The sequence below is a fragment of the Citrobacter sp. Ce129 genome, from assembly GCF_030334545.1.
Classification (GTDB): Bacteria; Pseudomonadota; Gammaproteobacteria; order Enterobacterales; family Enterobacteriaceae; genus Citrobacter; species Citrobacter europaeus.
The window spans coordinates 443396-469649 of the sequence record NZ_JAOWDS010000073.1; the positions used below are offsets into that span (position 1 = coordinate 443396).

A 26254-nucleotide genomic window follows, 5' to 3' on the forward strand; every position below is an offset into this window, starting at 1 on the left:
TTTTATTTTCATCAGTCCTTACTCGGAATCGATCTCTTTTAAATCGTCCTGAATGTCTTTCGCGTTCGGGTTTTCTTCTGGTTTGAGTTTCCCACCGTTCGCAATAAAGTCATGACGCTGGAAGTAAGCCTCACGCACCATGATGTAAGGATCGGAAGACTGACGCAGCAGACCGTCGGAATCGAGCAGCTGCGCGCGGGTTTCAATCCCTTCAACCGTCCATTTGCCTATCGACAACGGCCATGTCAGCCAGGACAGTACCGGATACAGCGTATCCACCATGTCGCCGCCATCATCACGCAACGTGAAGCTGCCATAGAATGGAAGCTGCATATACGGTCCGTAACCAACGTCATAATGGCCTAACGTACTACCAAAACGGTGCGGTTCAACGCGCTGTAACTTCGGATTAGCCATACCTGCCACGTCAATAAGGCCGCCCATACCTAACAGAGTATTCAGGAAGAAACGGGTAAAGTGCACCATTCCCTGATAAGGGTCACCTTGCAGGAAGTAGTTAACCATGACGGCCGGCTCTTCAAGGTTGCCGGTAAAGTTACTTAAACCATTACGTGCCGGCTGCGGGACATAATCACGCCAGGCTACGGCTACCGGTCGAACAACGTATGGATCTAAAACATTAAAGTTGAAGTTGTACATGGTGCGGTTGAACCCTTCAAATGGATCCGAACGCCCCTGCTGTTCAGTACCGGAGCTCGCACACCCCACCAAAAGTGTGGTTCCCAGCGCAAGCGCCGACAGGCGAAGCTTCATAAGTGTCTCCCTGTGTATTATGGCTATCGCTGATTGCCATCCATGACGGAACGAGGACGTATCCGCCTGTTTAGATGTGAGCGATTGTAACAGCACGTCAAATGATGTCTATATACCCTGTCTTACTGATTTGATCATAGCCTGGTAATACGCACTCCGCGGCGGTTCTATTCTAGCTAACCCGATAAAAACAAACGTTACCATTTTTGCTATCTCAGACTTTCTCCCGCTGATTTTCGGACAAAAGCCGCTACGCTTTAGCAATACGTGCTAATTCGGGATTCGGCTATGAATGACATTGAGAAAGAAAAGATTGATCGGCACAGCGACGAGCTTCAGGTCGAAAGTGATGAAAAGTTAGAGGGTAAAAAGATTGAGGTCGACGAGGACAGGCTCCCCTCCCGCGCCATGGCGATCCATGAACATATCCGCCAGGATGGGGAGAAAGAGATGGAGCGCGACGCGATGGCGCTATTATGGTCAGCCATCGCTGCAGGGCTGTCGATGGGCGCCTCGCTACTGGCTAAAGGGATTTTTCACGTACAACTGGAAGGCGTACCAGGGGGATTTTTACTGGAGAACCTCGGTTATACCTTCGGCTTTATTATTGTCATTATGGCCCGCCAGCAACTCTTTACCGAAAATACCGTCACCGCCGTACTGCCGGTGATGCAAAACCCAACCCTCGGCAATTTTGGCTTGTTGATGCGCCTGTGGAGCGTGGTTCTGCTGGGTAATATTATTGGCACCGGGGTTGCAGCATGGGCGTTTGAGCATATGCCGATTTTTGATGAAGAGACCCGCGATGCTTTCGTCAAAATTGGTATGGACGTGATGAAAAACAGCCCAACAGAGATGTTTTCTAACGCGATTATTTCTGGCTGGTTAATTGCCACGATGGTGTGGATGTTTCCTGCTGCCGGGGCAGCAAAAATTGTGGTCATTATTCTGATGACCTGGCTGATTGCGTTAGGCGATACCACGCACATCGTGGTCGGTTCGGTGGAAATTCTCTATCTGGTCTTTAATGGCACGCTGCACTGGAGTGATTTTTTCTGGCCCTTCGCGCTACCAACGCTCGCCGGAAATATCTGTGGCGGAACATTTATCTTCGCGCTGATGAGCCATGCGCAGATCCGCAATGATATGAGTAACAAACGCAAGGAAGAAGCCAGGTTGCAAGCAAAGCGTGATGAGCAAAAGCAGAAAAACCAGAAAAAACAGGACTAAATGGTGACTGTTTGAGCAGTCGGGCGGCTTGAGACTTACCGTTGTGAGGAAAAAACGCTATACTCGTGCCGCTTCGTCCCCTTAGTTAAATGGATATAACGAGCCCCTCCTAAGGGCTAGTTGCAGGTTCGATTCCTGCAGGGGACACTCTGAAATTAATGCTTCCTGCTTAAATCCAATCATTTACCGGTCAGTTCATCACAGGGCCTGGCGATAAAACGGCACATTCCTCACTGTTGCAGTCAGATTGTCGGACACTATCGTCTGCTCTGTAGCTATCCGCATCCCCGATTTTCTCAGCCTCAGTACGTCAGCAGCTATACGTTGGCTGCCAAACCAGAAAAGCCCGTCCAGAGCCGTGACATCAAGACCAGATTCCAGAGCCAGCTTCAGTCGTTCACGCGGCGCTTTTACCGCTTTAGCAATCTGCTGATATGGCGCTTCGCTTGAACCTGCAGGGCCAATGCGTCGGATACGATGCGACAGACGGTATTGAAATTCATCCGGGATCCCGTCGAGATTCGCTTTCAGGCTGTAAACACAACCAAAGCGTTTGCCGTTAAAGATGACGTTTTTCTGACTAAGCTGCAGCTCTTCACGCACGCTGGCAATCAGTTGTGGAGTACGGAGTAATAACAAGCGGAAAGGCAGCTCAAAACTGGTCACATAGTCTACATTCAATAAAGCAATACGCAGACGTTCTTGCGGCCCCGCCTTCAATTCGCGACATTCAGTAATAACATCAGCCCACTGGCCCCTAAGGCGGGAACTCTCAGTCGCCTCAGTAAAACTGTATTTTTCAGTCTCATAATCAATACGTTCAGTCACACGGAATTCCCTTCTGGCCACATCTCGGTATCGGTTGCTCACTTTACCAGCGACAAGATTGCTATGTCAGGAATCTTTTCTTAACCCGCCCAATATTTGCTTCATATCATCACACAAAGATGAAGACAACTGACCGATCCGACGCGATTACCGGATCGGTACAGCGGCGTCATGTCAGACAACAAAACGATTGACCAGCCCCTTCATGGTGACCGACAGATTGTCCAGCCGCTGGCTGTCGCTCGCAGCCTGAGAAACCAGCGCCGCATTTTGCTGAGTAACCTGCTCCATCGGTCGCAGCGCCAGGTTTATTTGGGTTACCCCTTGCGACTGTTCCGTCGCCACACGCGCGATATCCGCAATATATTGCTTCATACTGGTGGTATTGTCCGCCGCCGCTTCCAGCGCGGTAGCAGACGCCGTGACACGCTCAACGCCCTCACTAATTTTGATCATATTCTGCGCAACCAGCTCGCGGATCTGGTTAGCTTCTTTGGCGCAACGTTGCGAAAGATTCCGCACTTCACTGGCCACAACCGCAAATCCCCGGCCCATCTCTCCCGCCCGCGCTGCTTCCACTGCCGCATTCAGCGCCAGCAAATTGGTCTGAAACGAGATATCATCAATTGAGGTGACAATATTCGATATTTTCTCACTGGAAGCGCGAATATCCCCCATACTCTGGTTCGCCGCACTGGCAACGTTGCTCGCCTGCCGAACTTCTTTTTCCAGCCTGATTGTCAGATGCTCCGCTTCACGGGCATTATCCGCCGTTTGCGTAATCGTCGTTGATAGCTGCTCCATACTGGCCACGGCTTGTACTATTGATGCTGCCTGTTCATCCGTGCGTTGGGCCAGATCCTGATTACCCGCCGTAATACTGCTGCTGGCATCGGACAAAACCACGGAGCCTTGTTTAATCTCCTGTACGATATGCTGAATACTTTCCAGCATGGTGTTATAGGCACGATTAAGTGAGGAAAGCTCATCTTTACCCGGCGTCGCCAGACGTTGAGTCAGATCGCCATTCATACCCGCAATCTTGCGCAGCGTGTCGCTGAATTGGCGATGCATATTGACTGCGATGGCTCCGGCAAAGGTCAATGATGCCAGTAGCGCTAACAAGCTGACGACCATATATATTTGCCAGTTTTTTCGTGCATCCTGTGCAAGTTTTTCCGCATTCGCCAACAGAAGATTCGCCGTCACATTTTCTATCTGCCGCATCACTTCAATACGCTGGGTTTGTACTTTAAACCAGACAGTTGGATCGACATCAAATCCACCGTTGGCGGCATGGCTAAACGCGGTTTCACGAAATGAGAGGGCTTTTGACGCTTCTGCAGATTGTAAGCGATTTTTCAACATGGCCGCCTGTTCCGGCGAGCTCAGGCGCAACGATTGTGCCAGCCAGACGTTCTGTTTACTGACGACATCACTGAGCTGATGTAACTGTCCTTCGGCGAAATGACCGGAGGAAAAAATATTTGATAACAGTGCTCGTTCAATACCTGCTTGTTCTTTCAAATTCAGCAGGTTGTAGTAGGCGGCGAATGCGTTTGCCATTTCGCCAGAATCCGTCAACTGTCCCAACTTGCCGACAAAACTCAGCACATCAGCAATGACGTTGGTGTAAAACTTCACCACATCTGCGGCTGGAAGCCCCAACTGCGTGACATTTTCCCGGATGGTGGCAAGCGAAAGAATGTTTTTCTTAAACGCAGCGACAGAGGTAGCAACATCCCCTTCCGGTAATGCAGTATCGGACAACGAGCGCACGAAAACCTCAATCTCGCGATCGGTCAAAGCCCGTTGTGCATTTAACTCATCTTTGAACGTTTTCCCTGCAGCGCCCAGAAATCCGACACTCATTCCCCGTTCTTTTTGCAGTTCATGCACCACATTTCCGGCACTGCGAGCGAGCGCTGTCAACTGGGCAATATTCTCCATCTGCCGTTCTGTCTCAATGCGCGTCAATATTCCTGAACCTGCAAACCAACATAACGCCAATAATAGTGGTTGTAGCGCGATTATTAACTTCATTTTCATCGGCATTCGATAAACCCACCACATGCTACTCCCCTCCATTATCCATATTTTCATTATGGTTATCGGCGTGAAGAGGCTGCACTTTAAATTTTATCAAGAAGCAAGTGGTTGTTTTATAGATTGAATATCTGCCAAAATAACTCTATTTGATTATAATCGGCAATACAAACATCTGTAACACAAAGCCTCATTGAATCTTTATCTCATTTTTTCAATTTATTTAGCATATTATTAAATTTTGAGAAATTGGGTAACTATCAACACGATTCATAAAAAAGAGTCAGCCCCATAACAGTTACAATTGCTGGAGGTAACTGTTGTCACACGGCCATTATCTGGCATCCCGCCGAACGTTGAGGTTATAATCCTTACAACGATTTTTTTGGATTAGAAGCGACAATGACAAAACTTACCCTACAAGAACAGATGCTTAAAGCAGGTCTGGTCAGCAGCAAAAAAATGGCGAAAGTGCAGAGAACGGCTAAGAAATCGCGCGTTCAGGCTCGTGAAGCCAGAGAAGCGGTTGAAGAGAATAAAAAAGCGCAGATCGAGCGTGATAAGCAACTCAGCGAACAACAAAAGCAGGCCGCGTTGTCTAAAGAGTATAAAGCGCAGATCAAACAACTGATTGAAATGAATAAAATCACCATTACCCGTGGCGATATTGGTTACAACTTTACTGACAATAATCTGATCAAAAAAGTCTATGTTGATAAGGTGACCCAGTCTCAGTTGATCAAGGGCCGTCTGGCCATTGCCCGTCTGACGGCTGAAAGTGGTAGCGAGAGCGAATACGCCATCATTCCGGCAGTCGTCGCCGACAAGATTGCCCAGCGCGATGCAAGCTATATCGTGCTTAATTGCGAACTGAGCCAGGAAGCGAAGGATGAAGACGATCCGTATGCTGATTTTGTCATTCCTGATGATCTGATGTGGTAAGCGAAACATCCCAATAATCACCCGGAATTTCATCGCATATTTCGGTGAACGCTAACGCCGCCACCGAAATACTGTCAACGTCTCCTCCTCCCCGATCCTGGCCACTAAAACTTATAGTGTTCTTTGCTCAACCCGTATTTTCTCATGCGTAAATAGAGTTTTTTACGCGGGATTTGTAAATACTCCGCGACTTCATTAATACGTCCCTGATGGATATTTAGCGCTTCAGTAATGATCTGCCGCTCGTACTCTTCAACCCGACGGTCAAGCGGTGTCGGTTCGGGCAGATGCAGCTGCGGATTCGCTGTTTCAGCCAGTGGAAGCAGACCAACGGCAAAAAGCTCGGCGGCATTCGCCAGTTCACGGACATTGCTTAACCACACACGACGCCGCATGCCTTTCAGTAAATCTCCTTCAACTTCGGGCACGGGATGGTTCAGGCGCAGACAGGCTTTCTGCAGATAATGTCGAAACAGCGGCTCAATATCATCCGGGCGCTGTGACAGAGGTTGGCAGCCGATTTGCGTCATCGCAAAACAGTAGTAGAGTTCGGCCACAATCTGATTGGTTGCCGCCAGTTCCACCAGCGATGTAGCGCCAATACCTATCAGGCGAAACGGACGCCGTTCCTGGCTTTGCAGATGTACCAGATGGTGCTGTTGTTCACGCGTCAGGCACTCAATATGGCTCAGGACCAGCGTTCCCCCTTGCGCTTGAGTAATAAGGTCATTCAGTTGCCCCGCATTCTCTAACGTCAATTCCCCACGGATAAACGGCCCTTCGGTATTACGCCCAAGCTGGTGTAAATAACGAGCGCCAGTCATACGCCCCGTTCCCGGCTCGCCATAAAACCAGACGGCAATGTCCGTTTCAGCCAGGTGCTGGAGGCGCTGGCGATACTGATTGACCCAGTCACTGTAGCCAAGCAGTTCAACCTGGAGCTTTTGCTGGCAATAGTGGCGACGAGCAATCACGGATTTTCTTTGGCGCAGCGCATCTTCTACCAACGACAGCAGTTTGCCGGGATCGATCGGCTTTTGCAGAAAATCCCATGCGCCTTTCTTCACGGCCTCTACCGCCATAGGGACGTCGCCATGTCCGGTGATCAATAGGATCGGCAGCTGATTATCATCCTGATGAAACAACGTCATCAAATCAATTCCATTGCAGCCAGGCATGCACACGTCGCTCAGCACAATTCCCGGCCAGTCGGCCTGCAGCCAGTTTCGGGCGTCAAAAGGGTTACTGCATGCGCAGACACGATACCCCTCCTGTTCAAGCAACAGGGTGTAAGCGTCGAGAACATCGGCATCATCATCAATCAGCAGAACAGAATATTCATCACTCAACATCGTTTACATCCGTCAGATTAAATTGCAAAACGACGCAGGCATTATGACCCGGCGTCGAGGCCAGGCGCAGTTCGCCGTCCATTTGCGTCATTAACGATACACAAATCGATAAGCCAATACCGAGACCCACATCCTTACTGGTGGTAAACGGTTTTAACAGTGATGGCAATAACGCCTCTGGCCAGCCGGGACCGTTATCACAGACAAAGACGCACAACTGGCTGCCCTCAGCCTGCCAGTGAACGTCTATGCGCGCGGCAGTCGGACATGCATCCAGTGCATTTGCCAGGACGTTTACCAACACCTGCTGAATACGCACTTCATCACCTGCCACCCACACGCTCCGGTCTGGAAGCGTCAGCGTGCCCTGCTGCGGCTTATGCCGCATAGCCAACAGTTCCCAGGCAGCGCTGAACGTTTGTCGTAGGTCGACCGGATGCAAAGGCGCGCCCGGTTCGGCCCGACGCGCAAACTGACGCAGTGAACGAATAATGGCATCGATGCGGGTAATCAGCCCCTCTGCTTTAGCCAACGTACTTCTGGCCTGAGCGGATTGGCCCTGCTCAATTGCCCTTCCCGCCGTAAACAAGTACATCGACAGCGCATTTAGCGGTTGGTTAATTTCATGCGCCAGCGTGGTCATCGTCTGACCAACCACCGCCAGCTTTGCCGTCTGGATCAGTTCATCCTGCATCGCCCGGAGATCGGACTCAATCTCCTTACGCTCCGTCACTTCTTGCTCCAACTGATTTTTTTGCGCACTCAACTGACCCAGAGTATGGCGCAGCAAGCCTGCAATACGCCCCAGCTCATCGCGCCCATAAACCGGGATAGTAGCATCCGTTCTGCCAAGACCAATTTGCACCACGGCCTGGTTGAGCGCGGTAAAACGCTTCACCAGCCGCGAACGAATGAAGTAGTGGTTAAGCCCCCAGGCAAGAAGTAGCGCGAGCAGCGTAGCCAGCAAAATAAGTCCGCCGCTGACGCGAACAATCTGTTCCAGCCGCTGGTTAAACATCTGCATTTGCTGATGGCTACTTCCCAACTGCGCTTCCAGCAGCGTTCGAAAGCGCCCGAGCGTTGCCTCTCGGGTATGGTTGGCATCAACCAGCGCTTTTTGCGCGGCGACATAATCGCGCATGGTATCGGGCATTTTATTTTTCATCATGCCGATTTCCAGCAGCTCGTCGATAGTTTGCCGCAGGGTTATCGTACTGGGCCAGTCATCGAGGGTACGGATATTTTCATCCGCCGTTTTTTTCAGGTTCTCCAGATAGCGGATGTGATTTTCCACCAACATGCCGTCGTCACTACCCGACTTCAGTTCATTGAGCCTGTCGCGTAAATCATCAACGATCTGATTTTCAATTCTTGCCAGGGTGTAGACCTGCTGCTGCTCGTTTTGCACCTCTCTGGCACGTTTGAGATACAGCGCAGCATCACCATTCTTGGCCTCGATCTGATCCAGCAACGTCCCCTGCTGCCAGGTAAAATCCTGCACCAGTGAATTCAGCTCAGTAGTAAAATCATCATGAAGCCAGTCGATGCGCGCGGAAAGTTCGCTCACTTTTTCACGCACAAGGAACAGGTTGTAGAGCACCCGATCCAGTTCCGCCATCAGCGCCCGGCTGTCTTGCAAAAGCACTGCCAGTTGCTGCTGCTCTGTCGGTTGCAAGCCCCGGCTCAGCACCTCAATCTTATCCAGATGGGAGATTATTTGATTGCGTAGCTGCAACCTTACCGTGGTGTTGGGGGCCAGCAGGAACTCATTCAGTTGATCCACAACCAGGTTGAGATTCCCTTCAATCAAAAAAGCGGAATGCACGCGCGGGAAGTAATCATCAAGCGAATAACGTATCTGCGAGCTTTGCTCATGCCAGGAGTACAAACTGACGCAGCTTACGCTCAGCGTCAGTAATGCGCCGGTAAGGAAAGCGCCCCGCAGGCTGCTGCTGATGCTGAGCTGACGCAGGCGTTGCAGTATCGATCCACCTTTCATTTTAACTCTTCCAGTTTGGAAATCGCCTGACGCTGATTTTTAAGAAACCACAACTGCCACTCCATCATCTGCTGTTCGGCCACGCTTTTATTATCAAATTGCGCAAGCCAGGCCTCATCTTCACTGTTCCTGGCATCTATCGGAACGCTGGTCAGTAACGCTCTGATTTCAGGTAGCGGGCGTTTCAGGCGCGCTTCGGCACTATAAAGCGCCCGCCATGCATCTTTCAGTTGCGCGAGTCGAAAACTGATCGCGGTATCAAACATCCGCTGTACCAGCCGTTGTCGCTTAAGGATCAGGCGATAATTAAGCGCTGGCTGGCTCATCAAAATTGCCTGCTGAGCCGCGCGTGGGTTATCAGCCGCGAGCTGAGTAACCGGATATTTTCCCGTGTTCGCATCGGCAAGGATCCGCTGCCCTTCAGGGCTTAACAGATAACGGATAAATCGACGCGCTTCATTGGGGTGCTGGCTGTTCTTAAGAACGGCAACATAAGTAGGCGAAACCGCCGAGCGAGGAAAATAGGTAAAAGCCAGGTGCGGATCGTTTAGCAACAGGTTGGCATAGTTATCAATGACCGGCCCCGCCACGCCCAGACCGCTCTTAATTTTGTCGGCCACACCAAAACTGCGAGATGAAATAGTGACCAGATTACCGGCACTGGCCAACAGCGTCGCCCAGCCCTCTTCCCATCCTTTTTGCTGCAGCAGCGACTCAACCATCAGGTGGTTGGTATCGGAACGCGACGGGCTACTCATTAACAACGCGTTCTGATATTTAGGTTGCGTTAAATCCCCCCAGTCAGCAGGAGGCGACAAATGACGCGCCGCCAGCGCAGAACGGTTAATTAGCAGACCAAAACCAGATATCGCAACGGCCACGGAGGTAGAACGAATCGAGTCAGGCACCAGCCGCTGGCTTTCCGGCAGTACATTATCGAAGGGCGCCAGCTTCTGATGCTCCTGAAGATGCTGCAACAGCATGGGCGACGAGGTCAGAATCAGATCGACGTTTTCCGCATTGGCAGTATCAAGCAGTTGCTCCAGTGAACTGCTGGTCCGGTTTAACGTGCGAATCATCACTGACCCTGGCTCCGTCTGCCAGCGCTGGATAATCCAGGCCGTTGCCCCTGGGGAAAAAGTAGTCGCCATCACCAGTTCTTTCCCCAAAGCCAGACTACTCACCGACAGCGACATAAAACAGAGCAAGATCGCCCAAAAGCGCCCCCGACCCAAAAGTCTGTTTGTGATCCCGTTCATAAATACCAACATGTGCAAAAAATAATATTGAGACAAAACTTACCCGTTTATCACCGCAGGGGGAGAAGAATAAGGTTATTCGTACAATAACCAAACGGAAAGTGACGACATCAGTAAAGAATACCCGAAAATGCGGTCTGAATTTGTTAATATCCGCACACACCGAAGATAAAAATGCCCGTAAAAGAATAGATTCTAAAATCCTTTATTTAAAAAGAGTCAAAATCAGCTACGCAATACACAATTTGTGTCAATAGTGACTCATTTCATCAACTTGAGTTTCCCTGCCTTCTATTTCACTCTTCACTGCGAAAAATCCTGATATTCACATCAATATAAATTTAGGTGATGATATGTTATCAATATTTAAGGCAGGGCCAGCGGCAAATAAAGTCCCGGCGGAGAAAGTCCAGGCTACTTATAGCCGATACCGCATGCAGGCATTACTCAGCGTATTTCTTGGCTATCTTGCGTACTATATTGTGCGCAATAACTTCACGCTCTCAACTCCATACCTGAAAGAGCATCTGGATCTCAGTGCTACGCAGATTGGCTTACTTAGCAGTTGCATGCTTATTGCCTATGGGATCAGTAAAGGCATAATGAGCAGTCTGGCAGATAAGGCCAGCCCAAAAGTCTTCATGGCATGCGGCCTGATCCTGTGTGCTATCGTCAACGTAGGCCTGGGGTTCAGTACCGGATTCTGGATTTTTGCCGCTCTGGTCGTTTTCAACGGTTTGTTCCAGGGGATGGGCGTCGGCCCTTCATTTATTACCATCGCTAACTGGTTTCCACGTAAAGAGCGTGGACGCGTTGGCGCATTCTGGAATATCTCACATAACGTTGGCGGAGGTATTGTCGCGCCGATTGTTGGTGCCGCCTTTGCCATTTTGGGGAGCGAACACTGGCAAAGCGCCAGCTATATTGTCCCAGCCGGCGTTGCCGTACTGTTTGCTTTTATTGTACTGCTGCTGGGGAAAGGCTCACCGCGTCAGGAAGGCTTACCGGCACTAGAGCAAATGATGCCGGAAGAAAAAGTCGTATTAAATACCCGACACGTTGTCGAAGCGCCAGAAAATATGAGCGCCTTCCAGATCTTCTGCACCTATGTCCTGCGCAATAAGAATGCCTGGTATGTTTCACTGGTAGACGTCTTTGTTTATATGGTGCGTTTTGGCATGATTAGCTGGCTGCCAATTTATTTATTAACCGAAAAACATTTCTCGAAAGAACAAATGAGCGTAGCGTTCCTGTTTTTCGAATGGGCGGCAATTCCATCCACATTACTGGCGGGTTGGCTCACTGATAAACTGTTTAAAGGCCGCCGCATGCCGCTGGCTATGATCTGTATGGCGCTGATTTTCGTCTGCCTGATCGGCTACTGGAAAAGTGAATCGTTAGTGATGGTCACTATTTTTGCCGCCATCGTGGGTTGCCTGATTTATGTTCCGCAGTTCCTCGCGTCCGTTCAGACGATGGAAATTGTCCCCAGTTTCGCGGTAGGTTCTGCGGTCGGGTTACGCGGATTCATGAGCTACATTTTTGGCGCATCCCTGGGAACCAGTCTGTTTGGCGTGATGGTCGACAAAATGGGATGGCATGGCGGATTCTATCTGTTGATGGGTGGGATTGTCTGCTGCATCCTGTTCTGCTACCTCTCTCATCGTGGCGCGCTGGAGCTCGAACAACAGCGAAAAAATGCTCAGCAAGAGGAAGCCTCACTCCAGTTGGCAGATGCCCGGTAATCGATGTAGGTTTCGCAAAAAAGTGCCAGCGATGCTGGCACTTCAATAACTCAGATAAATATAAGTCGCTCTGTGTGATAATGTATTGCTAATAGTAACATTCCTAATTATCGCTTACCGTAGCCAACCATAAAGCGAATAATCAAACCGCATGCAGGGGCAAGAAAAAGGAATAATCCGGTTACCATTTCGTTACCATTGGTCAACCGCATAGTAAAAACGTAAATTAATGCCGTAAGGATGGCCATACCGAGAAAAGCGCTGATTGACGCCGCAGCGCCCATAACCTGCCAGATATAGCAACTGACACACAAAATGCTCAGTGCAAGAAAGATCCAGAAATAGAACATAGCGATACCTCCTGTCTGCCATAAACTTAACCTAAGTCCTTACACTCCCTTAACTTTATATTCTAAGATAGTTCCTATCTTCACGCAATTTAAGCAACATCTTAGTTACATATGTCATTCGCCTGCGTACTGTTAACTCTTCAACAGACTGTTATTTAATCTGCATAAAAACAACGAATTATATATAGGTTAATTTTTGTTCTTAATCGCCCTAAAAACATTTACGAATCTTGAGTAATTATTTCTGGCTGACATTAATCTTCGGGTGTACATTGTGCGTCCGATCATTCATGCCCCCTCGTGGTTTTGTCCTGACTCAGTTTTACACTCTTTACAGGAACCAATGTCGTTCATGGCGGCCTAACGATCAGTGCAGAGTGTAAAGCGACTGACAAAGAATCTTCGCGATACATCTATTTCGTATCAACAACAGGTGCTTATGTTCCCCCAATGTAAATTTTCACGCGCGTTTTTGCATCCGCGCTACTGGCTCACATGGTTTGGTGTTGGCGTGCTCTGGTTACTGGTACAACTTCCCTATCCCGTATTGTGTTTTCTTGGTACCCGTACAGGAACGCTTGCTCGTCCATTTTTGAAACGCCGTGAATCTATTGCACGTAAAAATCTCGAACTCTGTTTCCCGAATCTGTCGCAAGATGAAAGAGACAAGCTGGTCGATGAGAACTTTCGTTCACTCGGCATGGGACTGCTTGAAACAGGTATGGCCTGGTTCTGGCCGGACCGCCGGGTGCGTAAATGGTTTGACGTAGAAGGGCTCGACAACCTGAAACGCGCCCAATTGCAAAACCGTGGCGTGATGGTTGTAGGCGTACACTTTATGTCACTCGAGTTAGGTGGTCGCGTAATGGGGCTTTGCCAACCGATGATGGCAACCTATCGCCCGCACAACAATAAGTTGATGGAATGGATCCAAACCCGCGGTCGTATGCGCTCTAACAAGGCCATGATCGGCAGAAATAATCTGCGTGGTATTGTCGGTGCCCTGAAAAAAGGCGAGGCCGTATGGTTTGCCCCCGATCAGGACTACGGTCGCAAAGGGAGTTCATTCGCCCCGTTCTTCGCAGTCAAAAACGTTGCGACCACTAACGGCACTTACGTATTGTCACGGTTATCGGGCGCAGCAATGCTGACGGTAACCATGGTGAGAAAAGCAGATAACTCCGGTTACCGCCTGTTCATCACCCCGCAAATGGAAGGTTACCCGGCAGATGAAAGCCAGGCTGCAGCGTATATGAACAAAATTATCGAAAAAGAGATCATGCGCGCACCCGAGCAGTATCTCTGGATCCACCGCCGCTTCAAAACTCGCCCGATGGGTGAAGCCTCGTTATATATCTAAAAAGAAAGGCCGTAAGGCCTTTCTTTTTTTCTGCGTCTGAATTACTTAACTCCCCACTTGTTCTGGAGTTCAGTCATTCGCTCATTATAGTTACGGGCAATACAGGCTGGCTTGTCCTGCTCTTTCCAGCACTCGTTACGCCCTTTCACCCAACCGCGCTGCTCTGCTTTGAGCGTCGGGTTATTACCCGATTTCACCAGCGCCTGCTTGTAGGCCCCATTTAGCGCCATATCCATAGCTGAGAGCGTAGGGCTCTGGCAGATAACCTCTTCGATACTGCCTTTTGCTACCGCAGCACAGGAAAAAGAAGGCCCGCTGCTGGTCGGTTTTTTTGCCCCGGAAAAGTCAATATTGTCTTCAGGCAGGCATACCCCGTGCTTTCGATTCGGCCCGCTCCAGGAAACATCCGGATTCCCGTCATCTTTGCGGGAGATAGAAACGGTATTGTTACCGCTTTTTGCTTCCCAATAGTTTTCATTAAAGGCCTTCACCGTCGCCTTCGTGCCATCAATCCAGACATTGCCTTTACCATCACTATTCACACCACCAATACTTGCGCAGCTGAAATTGAATGCCAACGGCGAGGCCGCCATCGACGTCAATGGCGTAAGAACGAGTGCTAACATCATTAATCTGGTCATTTTTAACCTTTTCATTATCTAATTCCGCGAAAAATTAACCGCATTAACATCATGGCGATATGAGAATTCTCCGAGTAACCATTACGTCGCTCAATAGCAATTTATTACCGGCAGAAATTAAACTGTCGCCGAATCACGACACTTGTAAGTTATTAAAATCAAATAAAAAAATGCCTCTTGTCTCGCCTCATTTTTAGGCGTACATTAGCGCCGTCTGGAGCATGAAAGCTCAGAATTCTGAGGTGATGCAGCCAAGCAAACGAGGGGAATTCTCCCTTTCGTTTACGCGTGCATCAGCTCTCTGTCAGGTAAGCATATGTTCATTTAGACGTACCTCAGGTACGCGGAGAGATGAAAAGTGAAATATTTCTTTATGGGCATTTCTTTTATGGTCATCGTTTGGGCCGGTACTTTCGCCCTGATGATCTAAATTAAAAGACGCAGCAAAAAAAACAGGAGCCATCAGGCTCCTGTTTGCTTTTGGGGAATCGGATTGTTAGTCGGTACTTTCAGTAGCCGATTTTGCACTGGCAGGCAGTAAGCCATCGGCACGAAACATCGCTTTAATACCGCGAATCGCCTGGCGAGTACGGTCGCGGTTTTCAATTAGCGCAAAGCGCACGTGCGTATCGCCATAATCACCAAATCCAATCCCCGGAGAAACGCAGACCTTCGCTTCGTTCAGCAGCTTCTTGGCAAATTCAAGTGACCCCATCCCGGCGTAATGCTCTGGAATTTTCGCCCAAACGTACATCGAGGCTTTTGGCATCTCGACCATCCAACCGGCTTCATGCAGCCCTTTTACCAGTACGTCTCGACGGCGTTTATATTGCTCCGCAATATCCCGTACGCACTGCTGATCGCCTTCCAGAGCGGCGATAGCTGCAACCTGCAACGGCGTAAAGGTTCCGTAATCGTGATAGCTCTTAATTCGTGCCAGCGCGTTGACCAGCGTTTTATTACCCACCATAAAACCGATACGCCAGCCCGCCATGTTGTAGCTTTTCGACAGGGTGAAAAATTCAACCGCAACATCGCGAGCACCCGGTACCTGCATAATCGACGGCGCTTTCCAGCCATCGTAGACAATATCGGCATAGGCCAGGTCATGAACCACCAGCACGTCATAGCGTTTCGCCAGGGCCACGACTTTTTCGAAGAACTCCAGCTCGACGCACTGCGCAGTCGGGTTAGAAGGGAAACCTAAGATCATCATCTTCGGTTTAGGATAGCTTTCGCGAATCGCGCGCTCCAGCTCATTAAAGAAATCGACGCCGTCGACCAGCGGCACTGAACGTACCTGCGCGCCAGCAATCACCGCACCATAAATATGGATCGGATAGCTCGGGTTCGGTACAAGGACGGTATCACCGTGATCCAGCGTTGCCAGCATCAGGTGCGCCAGTCCTTCTTTAGAACCAATCGTCACAATCGCTTCGGATTCCGGATCGATCTCAACGTCATAGCGTTCCTGGTACCAGCGGGAAATCGCCCGACGCAGACGCGGAATGCCGCGCGAGGTGGAATAACCGTGAGTATCCGGGCGCTGCGCCACGGTACACAGTTTTTCAACAATATGAGGAGGCGTGGCCCCATCCGGGTTCCCCATGCTGAAATCGATAATATCTTCGCCGCGCCGACGCGCAGCCATCTTCAGCTCAGCAGTGATGTTAAAAACGTAAGGGGGAAGGCGATCAATACGCGTAAAGCGACGTTCAGGGCGGGAGTCAGCCATAATATCCTCAGATTAACGTTAGCGCCCGGACCGTCCGAGCGACGCTGCCACGATGGTGGCACGTTTAGAAAATAGCCTGAATAATTTCCTTCTGTCGAGAGGCAAAGCAAAATATTTTTTATTAACGAAAAAGAGGAACAACAAGAAAAAATAGGGAAATAACCATTTTCACAGCCCGCTTAAAATTACCATCATTTAACATTTTGTTGTTAACTACATTACTTTGAACGCGGCACTGACAGGACAGGTATTGTAAATACAACAATCATGCAACAATCCCCTTTTAATGTTAAGGTTTTTCCTCATTAGACCCAGGTTGCGGGGGTGCTGGTCATCCAGCCTCAGGTTACCTATCATAGAGGTTTAACCCTTGCGCAAGAGTCACCCGTGCACGAAATATTCAATATGCTGCTGGCGGTATTTGACCGGGCAGCGCTGATGCTGTTCTGTCTGTTTTTCCTGATTCGTATCCGTCTGTTTCGCGAACTGTTGCACAAGTCAGCCCACTCCCCAAAAGAGCTGCTCGCCGTTACCGCGATTTTCTCAATGTTTGCCCTGTTCAGTACCTGGTCCGGCGTACCGGTTGAAGGCTCACTGGTTAACGTACGTATTATTGCGGTCATGTCAGGAGGAATTCTGTTCGGTCCGTGGGTCGGCATCATTACGGGCCTCATCGCGGGCACCCATCGCTACCTGATCGACATCGGCGGCGTAACCGCTGTGCCCTGCTTTATCACCAGCATTCTGGCAGGCTGTATTGCCGGGTGGATCAACCGTAAGATCCCCAAAGCGCAGCACTGGCGCGCAGGTATTTTAGGCGGAATGCTGTGCGAATCCCTGACCATGATCCTCGTCGTCGCATGGGCGCCCACCACTGAGCTGGGGCTGGATATTGTCTCGAAAATCGGCATCCCTATGATCCTGGGCAGCGTCTGCATTGGCTTTATCGTCATGCTGGTTCAAAGCGTGGAGGGTGAGAAAGAGGCCAGCGCCGCGAAGCAGGCCAAGCTGGCGCTGGATATCGCCAACAAAACCCTGCCGCTTTTCCGTCAGGTTAACAGCGAGTCGCTCCGCCAGGTGTGCGAAATTATTCGCCATGACATACATGCAGACGCCGTCGCGATTACCAACACCCAGCACGTACTGGCGTACGTTGGCGTGGGTGAACTTAACTACCGCGATAACGATGACTTCGTCAGCCCGACAACCCAGCAGGCGATCAATTACGGAAAAATCATCATTAAAAACAATGATGAAGCGCACCGCACGCCCGAAATACACTCCATGTTGGTGATCCCGCTCTGGGAGAAAGGCGTTGTCACCGGTACGCTAAAAATCTACTACTGCCATGCCCACCAGATAACCTCCTCACTGCAGGAAATGGCGATTGGTCTGTCGCAAATTATCTCGACACAGCTTGAAGTTTCCAGGGCTGAGCAGCTTCGTGAAATGGCAAATAAGGCAGAACTGCGCGCACTGCAAAGTAAAATAAATCCCCATTTCCTGTTTAACGCCCTGAATGCGATTTCATCGTCGGTGCGGCTTAATCCGGACACCGCACGCCAGCTCATTTTTAATTTGTCGCGCTATCTTCGCTATAATATTGAATTAAAAGACGATGAGCAGATAGATATCAAAAAGGAGCTGTATCAAATCAAGGATTACATCGCCATCGAGCAGGCTCGTTTTGGCGACAAGCTGACGGTTATTTATGATATCGACGAAGAGGTAAGCTGTTATATCCCCAGCCTGCTGATTCAGCCGCTGGTAGAGAACGCGATTGTCCATGGGATTCAACCCTGCAAAGGAAAAGGCGTGGTCACTATCAGCGTGGCAGAATGCGGTAACCGGGTAAGGATTGCCGTGCGGGATACGGGCCACGGTATCGATCCAAAAGTCATTGAACGGGTCGAATCCAATGAAATGCCGGGTAACAAAATTGGCCTATTGAATGTGCATCATCGCGTTAAGCTGCTCTACGGCGAGGGCTTACATATCCGCCGTCTGGAGCCAGGCACTGAGATTGCCTTTTACGTGCCTAATCAGCACTCGCCCGCAGCCGCACCGGCCACATTGTTGCTTTAACCAGGAGCGAAGTCGTGAAAGTCATCATTGTTGAAGATGAATTCCTGGCCCAACAGGAACTTAGCTGGCTGATAAAAGAGCACAGCCAGATGGAAATTGTCGGCACATTCGACGACGGCCTGGACGTGCTGAAATATCTCCAGCACAACCGCGTTGACGCCATTTTTTTGGATATCAATATTCCCTCGCTGGATGGCGTGCTGTTGGCGCAAAACATCAGCCAGTTTGCGCACAAGCCTTTTATTGTCTTTATTACCGCGTGGAAAGAGCACGCCGTTGAAGCCTTTGAACTGGAGGCCTTCGACTACATCCTGAAGCCGTATCAGGAATCGCGGATCGTCGGCATGCTGCAAAAGCTGGAAGCCGCCTGGCAACAACAGCAAACGGGAACTTCGCCCATCAGTCCGGTAGCACGCGAAAACGACACGATCAATCTGATCAAAGATGAGCGAATCATCGTGACCCCGATCAACGACATCTACTACGCAGAAGCCCATGAAAAGATGACGTTTGTCTACACCCGACGCGAATCGTACGTGATGCCGATGAACATCACCGAATTTTGCAGCAAATTGCCGGCTTCGCATTTCTTCCGCTGCCACCGCTCGTTCTGCGTGAATCTGAATAAAATTCGCGAGATCGAACCCTGGTTTAACAACACCTACATTTTGCGCTTAAAAGATCTGGAATTTGAAATCCCGGTTAGTCGGAGTAAAGTGAAAGAGTTCAGACAGTTAATGCACTTATAGCGCAGAGAAAGAGCGATGAAAGAACCAGGCCTACCCGCAGACCAACAGTTTTTCGCCGATCTGTTCAGCGGCCTGGTATTAAACCCGCAGCATCTGGGGCGCGTGTGGTTCGCGACCCAACCCACCACATTACCAACCGGAAGTTTATGTATTGACCTTCCGCGCCTCGATATCGTGCTGCGTGGTGAATACAGCAACCTCCTGGAAAAACAGCAGCACAGCCTGCCAGAAGGCGACATGCTGTTTATCCCGACGAAAGCGGCAAATCTGCCCGGCAGCGACAAGCCCGTGATGCTGTTGAGCCTGGTGTTTTCTCCGGCCTGGCTGGGACTCTCTTTTTACGATAACCGAACCGCATCGCTGTTACGTCCGCTCCGCCGTATTGAGTTACCCCATCCGCAGCGCGGCGAAGGCGAGGCAATGCTGACCGCATTAACCCATTTAAGCCGCACTCCTCAGGCCCAGGATATCATTCAGCCGCTGGTGCTTAGCCTGCTGCATCTGTGTCGTAGCGTGGTGAATAGCCGCCCTGACACAGAGCGTCCTCGCGCTGAATTTCTCTATCACAGTATGTGTAATTGGGTACAAGATAACTATGCCCAACCGCTGACCCGGGAAAGCGTGGCGCAGTTTTTTAATATCACGCCCAATCACCTGTCAAAAGTGTTTACCCAGCACGGCACCATGGGATTTGTCGAGTATCTGCGGTGGGTCAGAATGGCGAAGGCGCGCATCATCTTACAGAAATACCATCTGTCGATTAGCGAAGTCGCACAGCGGTGTGGATATCAGGACAGCGATTATTTCTGCCGCCTGTTCCGACGTCAGTTTGGCCTGACGCCGGGAGAGTACGGCGCGCGCTTTCAGTCAGCGCGTTAAGTGAGACAACACCAACGGTGTTAGTCATATCCGTTTGCCTCGTTGTAAAATAGCGGCCTTTAGCCCAATCCTACTGGCTTACTCAATAAAGTGAATATGCGATGAAAAACAGACGTGCACTCTCCCTGATGTGTTTTCAGATGCTGGAATCAGGTGCGGATCGTCAAACCGTGAAAAGAGCCCTTACCTCCCGCCGAGTTAAAGGTCGTCAAGCGGTGGTTCTGCTCTGCAAGCAAGAGATGAAACTGTTAAGAGCCGGGAAACTACCGGGGCACAACGCGCCGCATTGATGATTTCGCTTTCCAGGAGCGTTTTATCCCGCCTGCAACCACAGCGCCACAGGCAGGATAGCGCTCTTTCAGTGAAGCTTAAAATGTCAGTTCCGCCTCCAGCAGCGCCAGAATGCTCTCGGCATTTTCAGCGGCGAACAACGACTGGCGGAACTGCTTGTTAACGAGCTTACGCGCCAGCTGCGAGAAGACCTTCACGTGGTTAATGCCTTCGTCGGCACCCAGCGTCAGCATGATCACCAGCTCTACTTCGCCCATCTCAGACTGCCAGTCAACGGGCTGTGCAAGCCGGGCAATGCTGATGCTGGAATGGCGGATCCACTGGGATTTCGTGTGTGGGATAGCCACCCCAAAACCAACGGCGGTAGTGACTATCTCTTCGCGCTGCCAGACATCCTCTTCCAGCTCAAACGGATGTTCAGTTCGCCCGTTAACGCCAAGGTTGCCGCACAGAAACTGAATCACCTGCTCTTTGTTGCTCAGAGATTCACCAACAAAGATATTCTCCAGCGCCAGCAGCGGACGTACATCTTTCTGCGGTGCAAACTGGTTGAGCAGATCTTCAATCTCCTGAGCGCTACGGCACTCGCAGGCCTGCAAAGCGAGTTCGCGGCATGCCTGACCGTCCAACTGACGAAGCTGGCTTTTTACCGCCGGAATACGAGGACTGCTCATACTCAGTTCATCGAGCCCTAAACCCAACAGCAACGGTAAATAACGCCCTTCGCCACCCAGTTCGCCGCAAATGCCGACCCATTTTCCGCGCTCGTGCGCCACGCGAACAATTTGCTGCAGCATACGCAGGAACGACGGCGTAATCGGGTTGTACAGCGGCGAAACGCGCGGATTATTACGATCGACGGCATACAGGTACTGGGTCATGTCGTTTGAACCAATACTGAAGAAATCCACCTCATCGCAGAAATGGTCGATGATGTAACACACCGACGGCACTTCAACCATAATCCCCAATGAAATCGTCGGGGCATGGCGTAAACCGTCCGCTTTCAGCGCCGCCAGCGCTTTTTGCAGTTCACTTTTTACCCATAAAATCTGGTCGAGGCTGTGCACCATCGGGATCATCAGTTGTGCGTTACCGAAGGTCGCCGCCCGTAAAATAGCGCGCAGTTGGGTGCGAAACAGTCCGGCAAACTCTGGATAAATCCGCACCGCGCGATAGCCCAGGAACGGATTCTCTTCCTGCGGAATATTGAGATAGCGGATATTCTTATCACCACCAATATCCATGGTACGAAAGATAACCGGCTTATCACCCGCAGCCAATAAGACCTGCTGGTAGGCTTCAAACTGTTCCTGCTCGTCGGGAGCGCTGTCGCGGTCCATAAACAGCATTTCAGTGCGAAACAGCCCAATTCCTTCCGCGCCGTTGGCAAACGCTCCCGGCGCTTCCAGCGCGGTACCGATATTCGCCGCAACGTCAATACGCTGATTATCTTTGGTCAGCGCGGGCTGGGCGGCATCAAGCGCCTGTCGACGCTGGCATTCATCGGCCAGCTTCTGCGCAATCGCGTAATAACCGCGAACCGCTTCGTCTGGGTTGATGGCCAGCACCCCACAGCGGGCATCCAGTACCGCATATTGCCCGGTATAGCGGCTAATGGCCTCCAGCGGCAAGCCGCTAAGCACCGGAATCGCGGACGCGCGAGCGAGGATCAGGGTATGCGAGGTGCGCCCCGTTTTTTCCAGGATCATGCCAGACAGATGCTGCAAATCGAGGCTTAAAAACTGGCTGGGCGTCAGATCTTCAGCGACCAGAATCGTCGGTTTTTCCAGTACCAGCGCATTGCGCGGGCGTCTTTCAGGCCAGGTGATGTGCAACAACTGTTCGCTGATATCACGGATGTCGCTGACGCGTTCGCGCAGATAATCGCTACCGGAGGCCGATAGCCTGGCGCATACCTGTTCCATATTGACGATAATCGCCGCCCCCAGCCCCAGATGCTGACCCTGCATTAAACGGCGAATATTCCCGGCAAACTCATCATCCTGAATCAGAGACAGATGCGCGCTGAGAATGGTTTTACTCTCGCCGTCGCGCTCGCGCAGCTGTTGATTGAGCTGCTCGGCAAGCGTCGCCAGGCTGTGCTCCAGCCGGGCGTTATCTTCCGCACTCGCCGCTATCGTGCGATAACTTTCCAGATTATCGCTTTGCCAAAGCGTGAGCAAACCGGTCCCCACGCCTCCTGCCAGCACGGTACCGTACAGCAGGTCCGGGTTGAGGCGAATCAGCGAACGCGGCAATGGATGTGCCGCCAGTTCCGCCGGCGTCGGCTGAACGCTGTCGCTGTCAATAAACCGGTGCTGGAGATACTCCTCCAGTGTTCGCCGGGCCTGTTCTTCATCGCGACCGGTAATGGTCAGGCTACAACTGTCGTTAAACAGCGTCCCGGTGCCAATCAGCGCCAGCGAGCTTTTCGCATCCGCCCTCGCATTCTGGCGATGATTAATAAATGTCACCTCACTTTGCCACTGGCTGCACTGCTCTTTCAGCTCCCACGCCGGACGCGCATGCAGGCCATTGGGTAACGGGCAAAGAAATTGAATCGTTAACATAACAACTCCTGATTAGCGCGAAATCAGCACCTGAAATCCGTCAGATGAGCCACGGTTTCGCACGTTAGATGTGAAATAAGAGCTGACAACAACTGCTGTGTCTGGATGATGTCACGACAGTCGGCAATCGATGCCGCGCAGTGTCCATGCCGTGTGGCAGGCCCTATGACAACCGTTGGGATCCCCGTGCCGCTGACGTGCACCGCACCGCCGTCGGTGCCGCCGTTACTGAACATGTCGAGCTGCAGGGTAATACCCGCATCAGCGGCCACGTTTTCAACCCACGTCGTCAGCTTCGGCGGCGCAATCAGTGATTTATCGCTCAACACCAGCATCGGGCCTTTACCGAGCTGTCGGTGGTTGGCCGCACTGTAATCAAAGTTTTTGGCCCAGCAGGCCGTATCCAGCACAAACGCCACATCCGGTGCGATCGCGCGTGCTGCGGTTTGTCCTCCGCGCAATCCCACTTCTTCACTGGAACTGGCCACCAGCCAGACCTCGCAAGGGAGAATGGCGTCATGCCATTCACGCAGCAGCGCCACCAGCAAATAACATCCAAGTCGGTCATCAAAGGCTTTTCCCATGACTCGCTGGTGCGGCAAAACCTGAAAGGTTGTGTCAAAGGTGACGCGATCGCCCGGGCGCACACCTGCCTGCAGTACCTCTTCATAGGACCGCGCGCCAATGTCCACCCGCAGCGCACTGACTTCATTACCGCTGCGCTCTCCGTCAAGCAGACCAGGGATCTTGCTCTCTTCACGGGTGGTGATCCGCACCGGCTGCAATTGCCTGGCCGCCATACGCACATTTCCCACCGGCAATACATCGATCGCCCCTTCGCTGGAAATACTGCGCACAATAAATCCTACTTCATCCATATGCGCGCAGATCATCACCTTCGGACCGGTTGATTCATTGAGCCGGATCAGCACCGATCCCAGTCCATCGAAGCGCACCTCTTTATTGAGACGATCCGCCTCTTCAAGCAGGATCTGACGCACTTCCTGTTCAGAAGAGGCGATCGCGTCCGCCTCGCTCAGCGCCTTCAGTAGCGACAAATCCATTACGCCTCTCCCGTGTGTAACAATGTTTTCGCCATGGTATAGAGCACCTCGCCGCCGTCTGGCGTAACCAGCACCACATCCTCAATACGCACTCCGCCCTGGCCCGGCAGATAAATACCCGGCTCAACGGTGAGCAACATGCCAGCCGCCAGAGGTGTTGTATCTGTGGGGGAAAAACGTGGGTTTTCATGCACCTCAATACCGATAGCGTGTCCGGTATTGTGACCAAACGCATCGCCATAGCCCGCCTGCATAATGACCCGCCTGGCTGCAGTGTCTACCTCATTGCAACGCGCGCCTGGTCGAATTGCCGCCACCGCGGCACGTTGCGCCGCCAGGACAATCTGATACACGGCAAACAGCGCGCTTTCTTCCGCTGGCTGGTTGGCGTCGGGGATGCGAAAGGTTCGCGTCATATCAGAACAATAGCCCTGATACTGTGCGCCAAAATCCAGCGTAATGAACTCACCTGCCTCGACACGCTTGTCGCTGGCTTTACCGTGTGGCAGAGCGCCGCGCCAGCCGCTGGCGACAATGGTGTCAAAAGAGGCTTTATCTGCGCCGAGCGTACGCATATACCACTCCAGTTCGGCGGCAATTTCGCGCTCACTAAGACCGGGTTGAATAAAGCGGCGTATATGTTCTGCGCTCAGGTCAGCTATCCGGCAGGCTTCGCGGATGCAGGCTATCTCCTGCGCGGTTTTCACCTGTCGAAGCACGTCCGGCACAGCGCTCACAAGTCGGGCATGCAGTTTGCCCGACCAGACCTGCGCGGTGTCCCAGCTTACCTGCTCACCTTCGAATCCCACCGTCTGCAGCTTTTCGAGCGCAATAATGTGATTCACCTGCGAATACAGCGTCTGCGTTCCATCGAGTCGATGGATTTGGTAGCCCTGAGTGCGCGTGGCGACATCGGTGTAGTAACGGCCGTCGACCAGGATATGCGCGCTTTCATGGCTGATAAACACAAACCCTGAACTGCTGGAGATCCCCATATGCGGCTGTTTATTCTGCCGCGATGACAGCAGCATCGCGTCGAGATGTTGCTCCGTCAGCCAGTCGCGCAGCGAGACGAGTAAGCTCATGGTTACAATCCTTTTAATCAGAGGCTTTCAATCAGCAACTTGCCTTTGCGGTACATAAGATGGCGCAGGAACACCACCATCAGCGCCGTAATCACCGCGCCTAACAGGATCCCCGCCATATAGACGCCGAGGTTAGTGACCAACGGCCATGCCCAGATAGCCGATTCCGGGAACCACTGCACCGCCCCCAGCCAGACGGCAGCCGTCGACCCGACAATGGCGCCAACCATATAGGAAGGAATTGCCGTGATGGGGCTTTCCAGCGCAAACGGGATCGCTCCTTCGCTGATACCCATAAACGCGAGGAACATTGCCGTTTTACCCTGCGGGTAGAGCTGTGCGCTGAACAAGCGTTTGCCGGTTAAGCGACGGTCAATAAGTGTGGCCAGCCCAAGGCCAATCGGGGGAATGACAATAGCAATAGAGCGCGCGGTTACCGGCAAAACGTGATCGGTGGTAAAGCTGAAGGCGACAAATCCTGCGGCTTTATTAATCGGACCGCCGAGGTCAATCGCCGTTGCCGCGGAAATCCCCATCGCGTACATCAGCGTGCCTTTCTCTCCGGCTGCCGTCAGCAGTGTACGAATTCCGCCGTTAATCCAACCGCCAAACGGCGTAATCACGTAATACATCGCCAACATGACGAATATCGCGGAAAGAATGGGCAGTAAAAAAGTGGTTTTGAACGCCAGCAGGAAATCCGGCAACTGGATTTTTTGATTCATCCACTTCACCAGATACCCGGCGACAATCGAGATAATCAGCGCGCCAATAAAGGTTGACGGAACGGGAGCACTGGTAACCCATTGCAGCGTTGCGGGGTCAAAATTCAGTATCTGCGTGGGCTGAGTGGACATCAACCCACCGATAAACCCCGCCGGAAACGCCAGCTTGCCGCCGATAGAGTTGGCGACAAATGCGGCAAACATCGGGATAGCAAATCCAAACAGCACGCCGCCAAAAGATTGCGACAGCCAGGCAAACTTCAGTAATGAGAGATTAAAACCGGTGAATTTTCCGCTGTTCAGCGCATCCATGATGCCGGTGTCAGCAGGAATATCGAGCCAGCTATAGGCGATCAGTTGCGAGAAGGCGAGAATGACCCCGCCCATAATTAACGTCGGCACCATGCGCGAAATACCCGACATCACATGTTGCGGAAGTTCGCCCCAGAAGCTATTGCGGGAGGCCGGTGGATTTTTTATTGCCGCTGCCGCACCAGATGCGCCAGGCACAACGGTTGCACTGCGTTTTTTAATGGCCATAA

The 26254-nt window shown here is 51.5% G+C and carries 21 protein-coding genes and 1 tRNA gene; 9 read left to right on the forward strand and 13 right to left on the reverse strand.

Going from position 1 to position 26254, the window contains the following annotated elements; translation table 11 throughout:
* Positions 1-18 precede the first annotated feature (18 nt).
* Positions 19-774, reverse strand: a complete 756-nt coding sequence (gene mlaA / locus OGV77_RS21705) for a phospholipid-binding lipoprotein MlaA (protein WP_043017086.1) — start codon at positions 772-774, stop codon at positions 19-21.
* A gap of 288 nt (positions 775-1062) precedes the next feature.
* On the opposite strand from mlaA, the gene OGV77_RS21710 reads away from it, so the two are divergent.
* Together OGV77_RS21710 and OGV77_RS21715 are read left to right on the forward strand one after the other, a co-directional pair.
* Entirely contained in the window at positions 1063-2004 is a 942-nt protein-coding gene (locus OGV77_RS21710) for a formate/nitrite transporter family protein (RefSeq protein WP_043017087.1), read from the forward strand.
* A 75-nt stretch (positions 2005-2079) separates the two neighbouring features.
* Positions 2080-2151 (forward strand) — tRNA-Arg (locus OGV77_RS21715).
* A 51-nt stretch (positions 2152-2202) separates the two neighbouring features.
* On the opposite strand, the gene OGV77_RS21720 is transcribed toward OGV77_RS21715, so the two are convergent.
* Together OGV77_RS21720 and OGV77_RS21725 are read right to left on the reverse strand one after the other, a co-directional pair.
* Positions 2203-2832: an ECs1377 family protein gene (locus tag OGV77_RS21720; protein ID WP_043017088.1), complete on the reverse strand. Its 630-nt coding sequence runs from the start codon at positions 2830-2832 to the stop codon at positions 2203-2205.
* 174 nt (positions 2833-3006) lie between these two features.
* Positions 3007-4905: a methyl-accepting chemotaxis protein gene (locus tag OGV77_RS21725; protein ID WP_080626273.1), complete on the reverse strand. Its 1899-nt coding sequence runs from the start codon at positions 4903-4905 to the stop codon at positions 3007-3009.
* A gap of 375 nt (positions 4906-5280) precedes the next feature.
* Between OGV77_RS21725 and OGV77_RS21730 the strand changes: the two genes are divergently transcribed.
* Positions 5281-5820 carry a DUF2058 domain-containing protein gene (locus OGV77_RS21730; RefSeq protein ID WP_043017090.1) on the forward strand — a complete coding sequence of 180 codons (540 nt, stop codon included), beginning with the start codon at positions 5281-5283 and terminating at the stop codon, positions 5818-5820.
* Between the two features lie 104 nt (positions 5821-5924).
* On the opposite strand, the gene pgtA is transcribed toward OGV77_RS21730, so the two are convergent.
* From pgtA to pgtC, 3 genes are read right to left on the reverse strand one after another with little or no spacing between them, the layout of a single operon-like run.
* Complete coding sequence (pgtA, locus tag OGV77_RS21735; protein WP_080626272.1) at positions 5925-7172, reverse strand: two-component system response regulator PgtA; 1248 nt, start codon at positions 7170-7172, stop codon at positions 5925-5927.
* The gene (gene pgtB, locus OGV77_RS21740) at positions 7162-9156 is read right to left on the reverse strand and encodes a two-component system sensor histidine kinase PgtB (protein ID WP_170928031.1); all 1995 of its coding nucleotides are present in this window, start codon (positions 9154-9156) and stop codon (positions 7162-7164) included. The genes pgtA and pgtB overlap by 11 nt, the downstream gene beginning before the upstream one ends.
* A gap of 11 nt (positions 9157-9167) precedes the next feature.
* Positions 9168-10367, reverse strand: a complete 1200-nt coding sequence (gene pgtC, locus OGV77_RS21745; protein WP_141110918.1) for a phosphoglycerate transport regulator PgtC — start codon at positions 10365-10367, stop codon at positions 9168-9170.
* Between the two features lie 416 nt (positions 10368-10783).
* Here pgtC and pgtP point away from each other — a divergent pair, with 416 nt between their 5' ends.
* The gene (gene pgtP, locus OGV77_RS21750; RefSeq protein ID WP_043017094.1) at positions 10784-12175 is read left to right on the forward strand and encodes a phosphoglycerate transporter PgtP; all 1392 of its coding nucleotides are present in this window, start codon (positions 10784-10786) and stop codon (positions 12173-12175) included.
* A gap of 107 nt (positions 12176-12282) precedes the next feature.
* Here pgtP and OGV77_RS21755 read toward each other — a convergent pair whose 3' ends face one another.
* Positions 12283-12525, reverse strand: coding sequence for a YfdY family protein (locus OGV77_RS21755; protein WP_043017095.1), 243 nt, complete (start codon positions 12523-12525; stop codon positions 12283-12285).
* Positions 12526-12964: 439 nt separating this feature from the next.
* Between OGV77_RS21755 and lpxP the strand changes: the two genes are divergently transcribed.
* Entirely contained in the window at positions 12965-13885 is a 921-nt protein-coding gene (lpxP, locus tag OGV77_RS21760; RefSeq protein WP_087051283.1) for a kdo(2)-lipid IV(A) palmitoleoyltransferase, read from the forward strand.
* Positions 13886-13926: 41 nt separating this feature from the next.
* On the opposite strand, the gene OGV77_RS21765 is transcribed toward lpxP, so the two are convergent.
* A complete protein-coding gene (locus OGV77_RS21765) occupies positions 13927-14541 on the reverse strand; it encodes a lysozyme inhibitor LprI family protein (protein ID WP_047409718.1) in 615 nt (204 codons plus the stop codon).
* Between the two features lie 343 nt (positions 14542-14884).
* On the opposite strand from OGV77_RS21765, the gene ypdK reads away from it, so the two are divergent.
* Entirely contained in the window at positions 14885-14956 is a 72-nt protein-coding gene (gene ypdK, locus OGV77_RS21770) for a membrane protein YpdK (RefSeq protein WP_010723117.1), read from the forward strand.
* A gap of 66 nt (positions 14957-15022) precedes the next feature.
* Here ypdK and alaC read toward each other — a convergent pair whose 3' ends face one another.
* Positions 15023-16261 (reverse strand): alanine transaminase, encoded by a 1239-nt coding sequence (gene alaC, locus OGV77_RS21775; protein ID WP_043017098.1) that lies wholly within the window; start codon positions 16259-16261, stop codon positions 15023-15025.
* 387 nt (positions 16262-16648) lie between these two features.
* On the opposite strand from alaC, the gene OGV77_RS21780 reads away from it, so the two are divergent.
* The 3 genes from OGV77_RS21780 to OGV77_RS21790 are packed head-to-tail and all read left to right on the forward strand — an operon-like array spanning position 16649 to position 19974.
* Positions 16649-18346, forward strand: a complete 1698-nt coding sequence (locus tag OGV77_RS21780; RefSeq protein WP_087051437.1) for a sensor histidine kinase — start codon at positions 16649-16651, stop codon at positions 18344-18346.
* 14 nt (positions 18347-18360) lie between these two features.
* Positions 18361-19095 carry a two-component system response regulator YpdB gene (gene ypdB / locus OGV77_RS21785; RefSeq protein WP_043017099.1) on the forward strand — a complete coding sequence of 245 codons (735 nt, stop codon included), beginning with the start codon at positions 18361-18363 and terminating at the stop codon, positions 19093-19095.
* A gap of 15 nt (positions 19096-19110) precedes the next feature.
* On the forward strand, positions 19111-19974 hold the full coding sequence (locus tag OGV77_RS21790; protein WP_087051282.1) for an AraC family transcriptional regulator: 864 nt from the start codon (positions 19111-19113) through the stop codon (positions 19972-19974).
* Positions 19975-20342: 368 nt separating this feature from the next.
* Here the strand turns inward: OGV77_RS21790 and ptsP are convergent, their stop codons facing one another.
* The 4 genes from ptsP to OGV77_RS21810 are packed head-to-tail and all read right to left on the reverse strand — an operon-like array spanning position 20343 to position 26252.
* Positions 20343-22838 (reverse strand): phosphoenolpyruvate--protein phosphotransferase, encoded by a 2496-nt coding sequence (gene ptsP, locus OGV77_RS21795; protein ID WP_087051281.1) that lies wholly within the window; start codon positions 22836-22838, stop codon positions 20343-20345.
* A 23-nt stretch (positions 22839-22861) separates the two neighbouring features.
* Entirely contained in the window at positions 22862-23902 is a 1041-nt protein-coding gene (ypdE, locus tag OGV77_RS21800; RefSeq protein ID WP_087051280.1) for an aminopeptidase, read from the reverse strand.
* On the reverse strand, positions 23902-24987 hold the full coding sequence (gene ypdF, locus OGV77_RS21805; RefSeq protein ID WP_087051279.1) for an aminopeptidase: 1086 nt from the start codon (positions 24985-24987) through the stop codon (positions 23902-23904). Before ypdF ends, ypdE begins: the two co-directional genes overlap by 1 nt.
* 17 nt (positions 24988-25004) lie before the next feature.
* Positions 25005-26252, reverse strand: coding sequence for a PTS fructose transporter subunit IIC (locus tag OGV77_RS21810; protein ID WP_087051278.1), 1248 nt, complete (start codon positions 26250-26252; stop codon positions 25005-25007).
* Positions 26253-26254 lie beyond the last annotated feature (2 nt).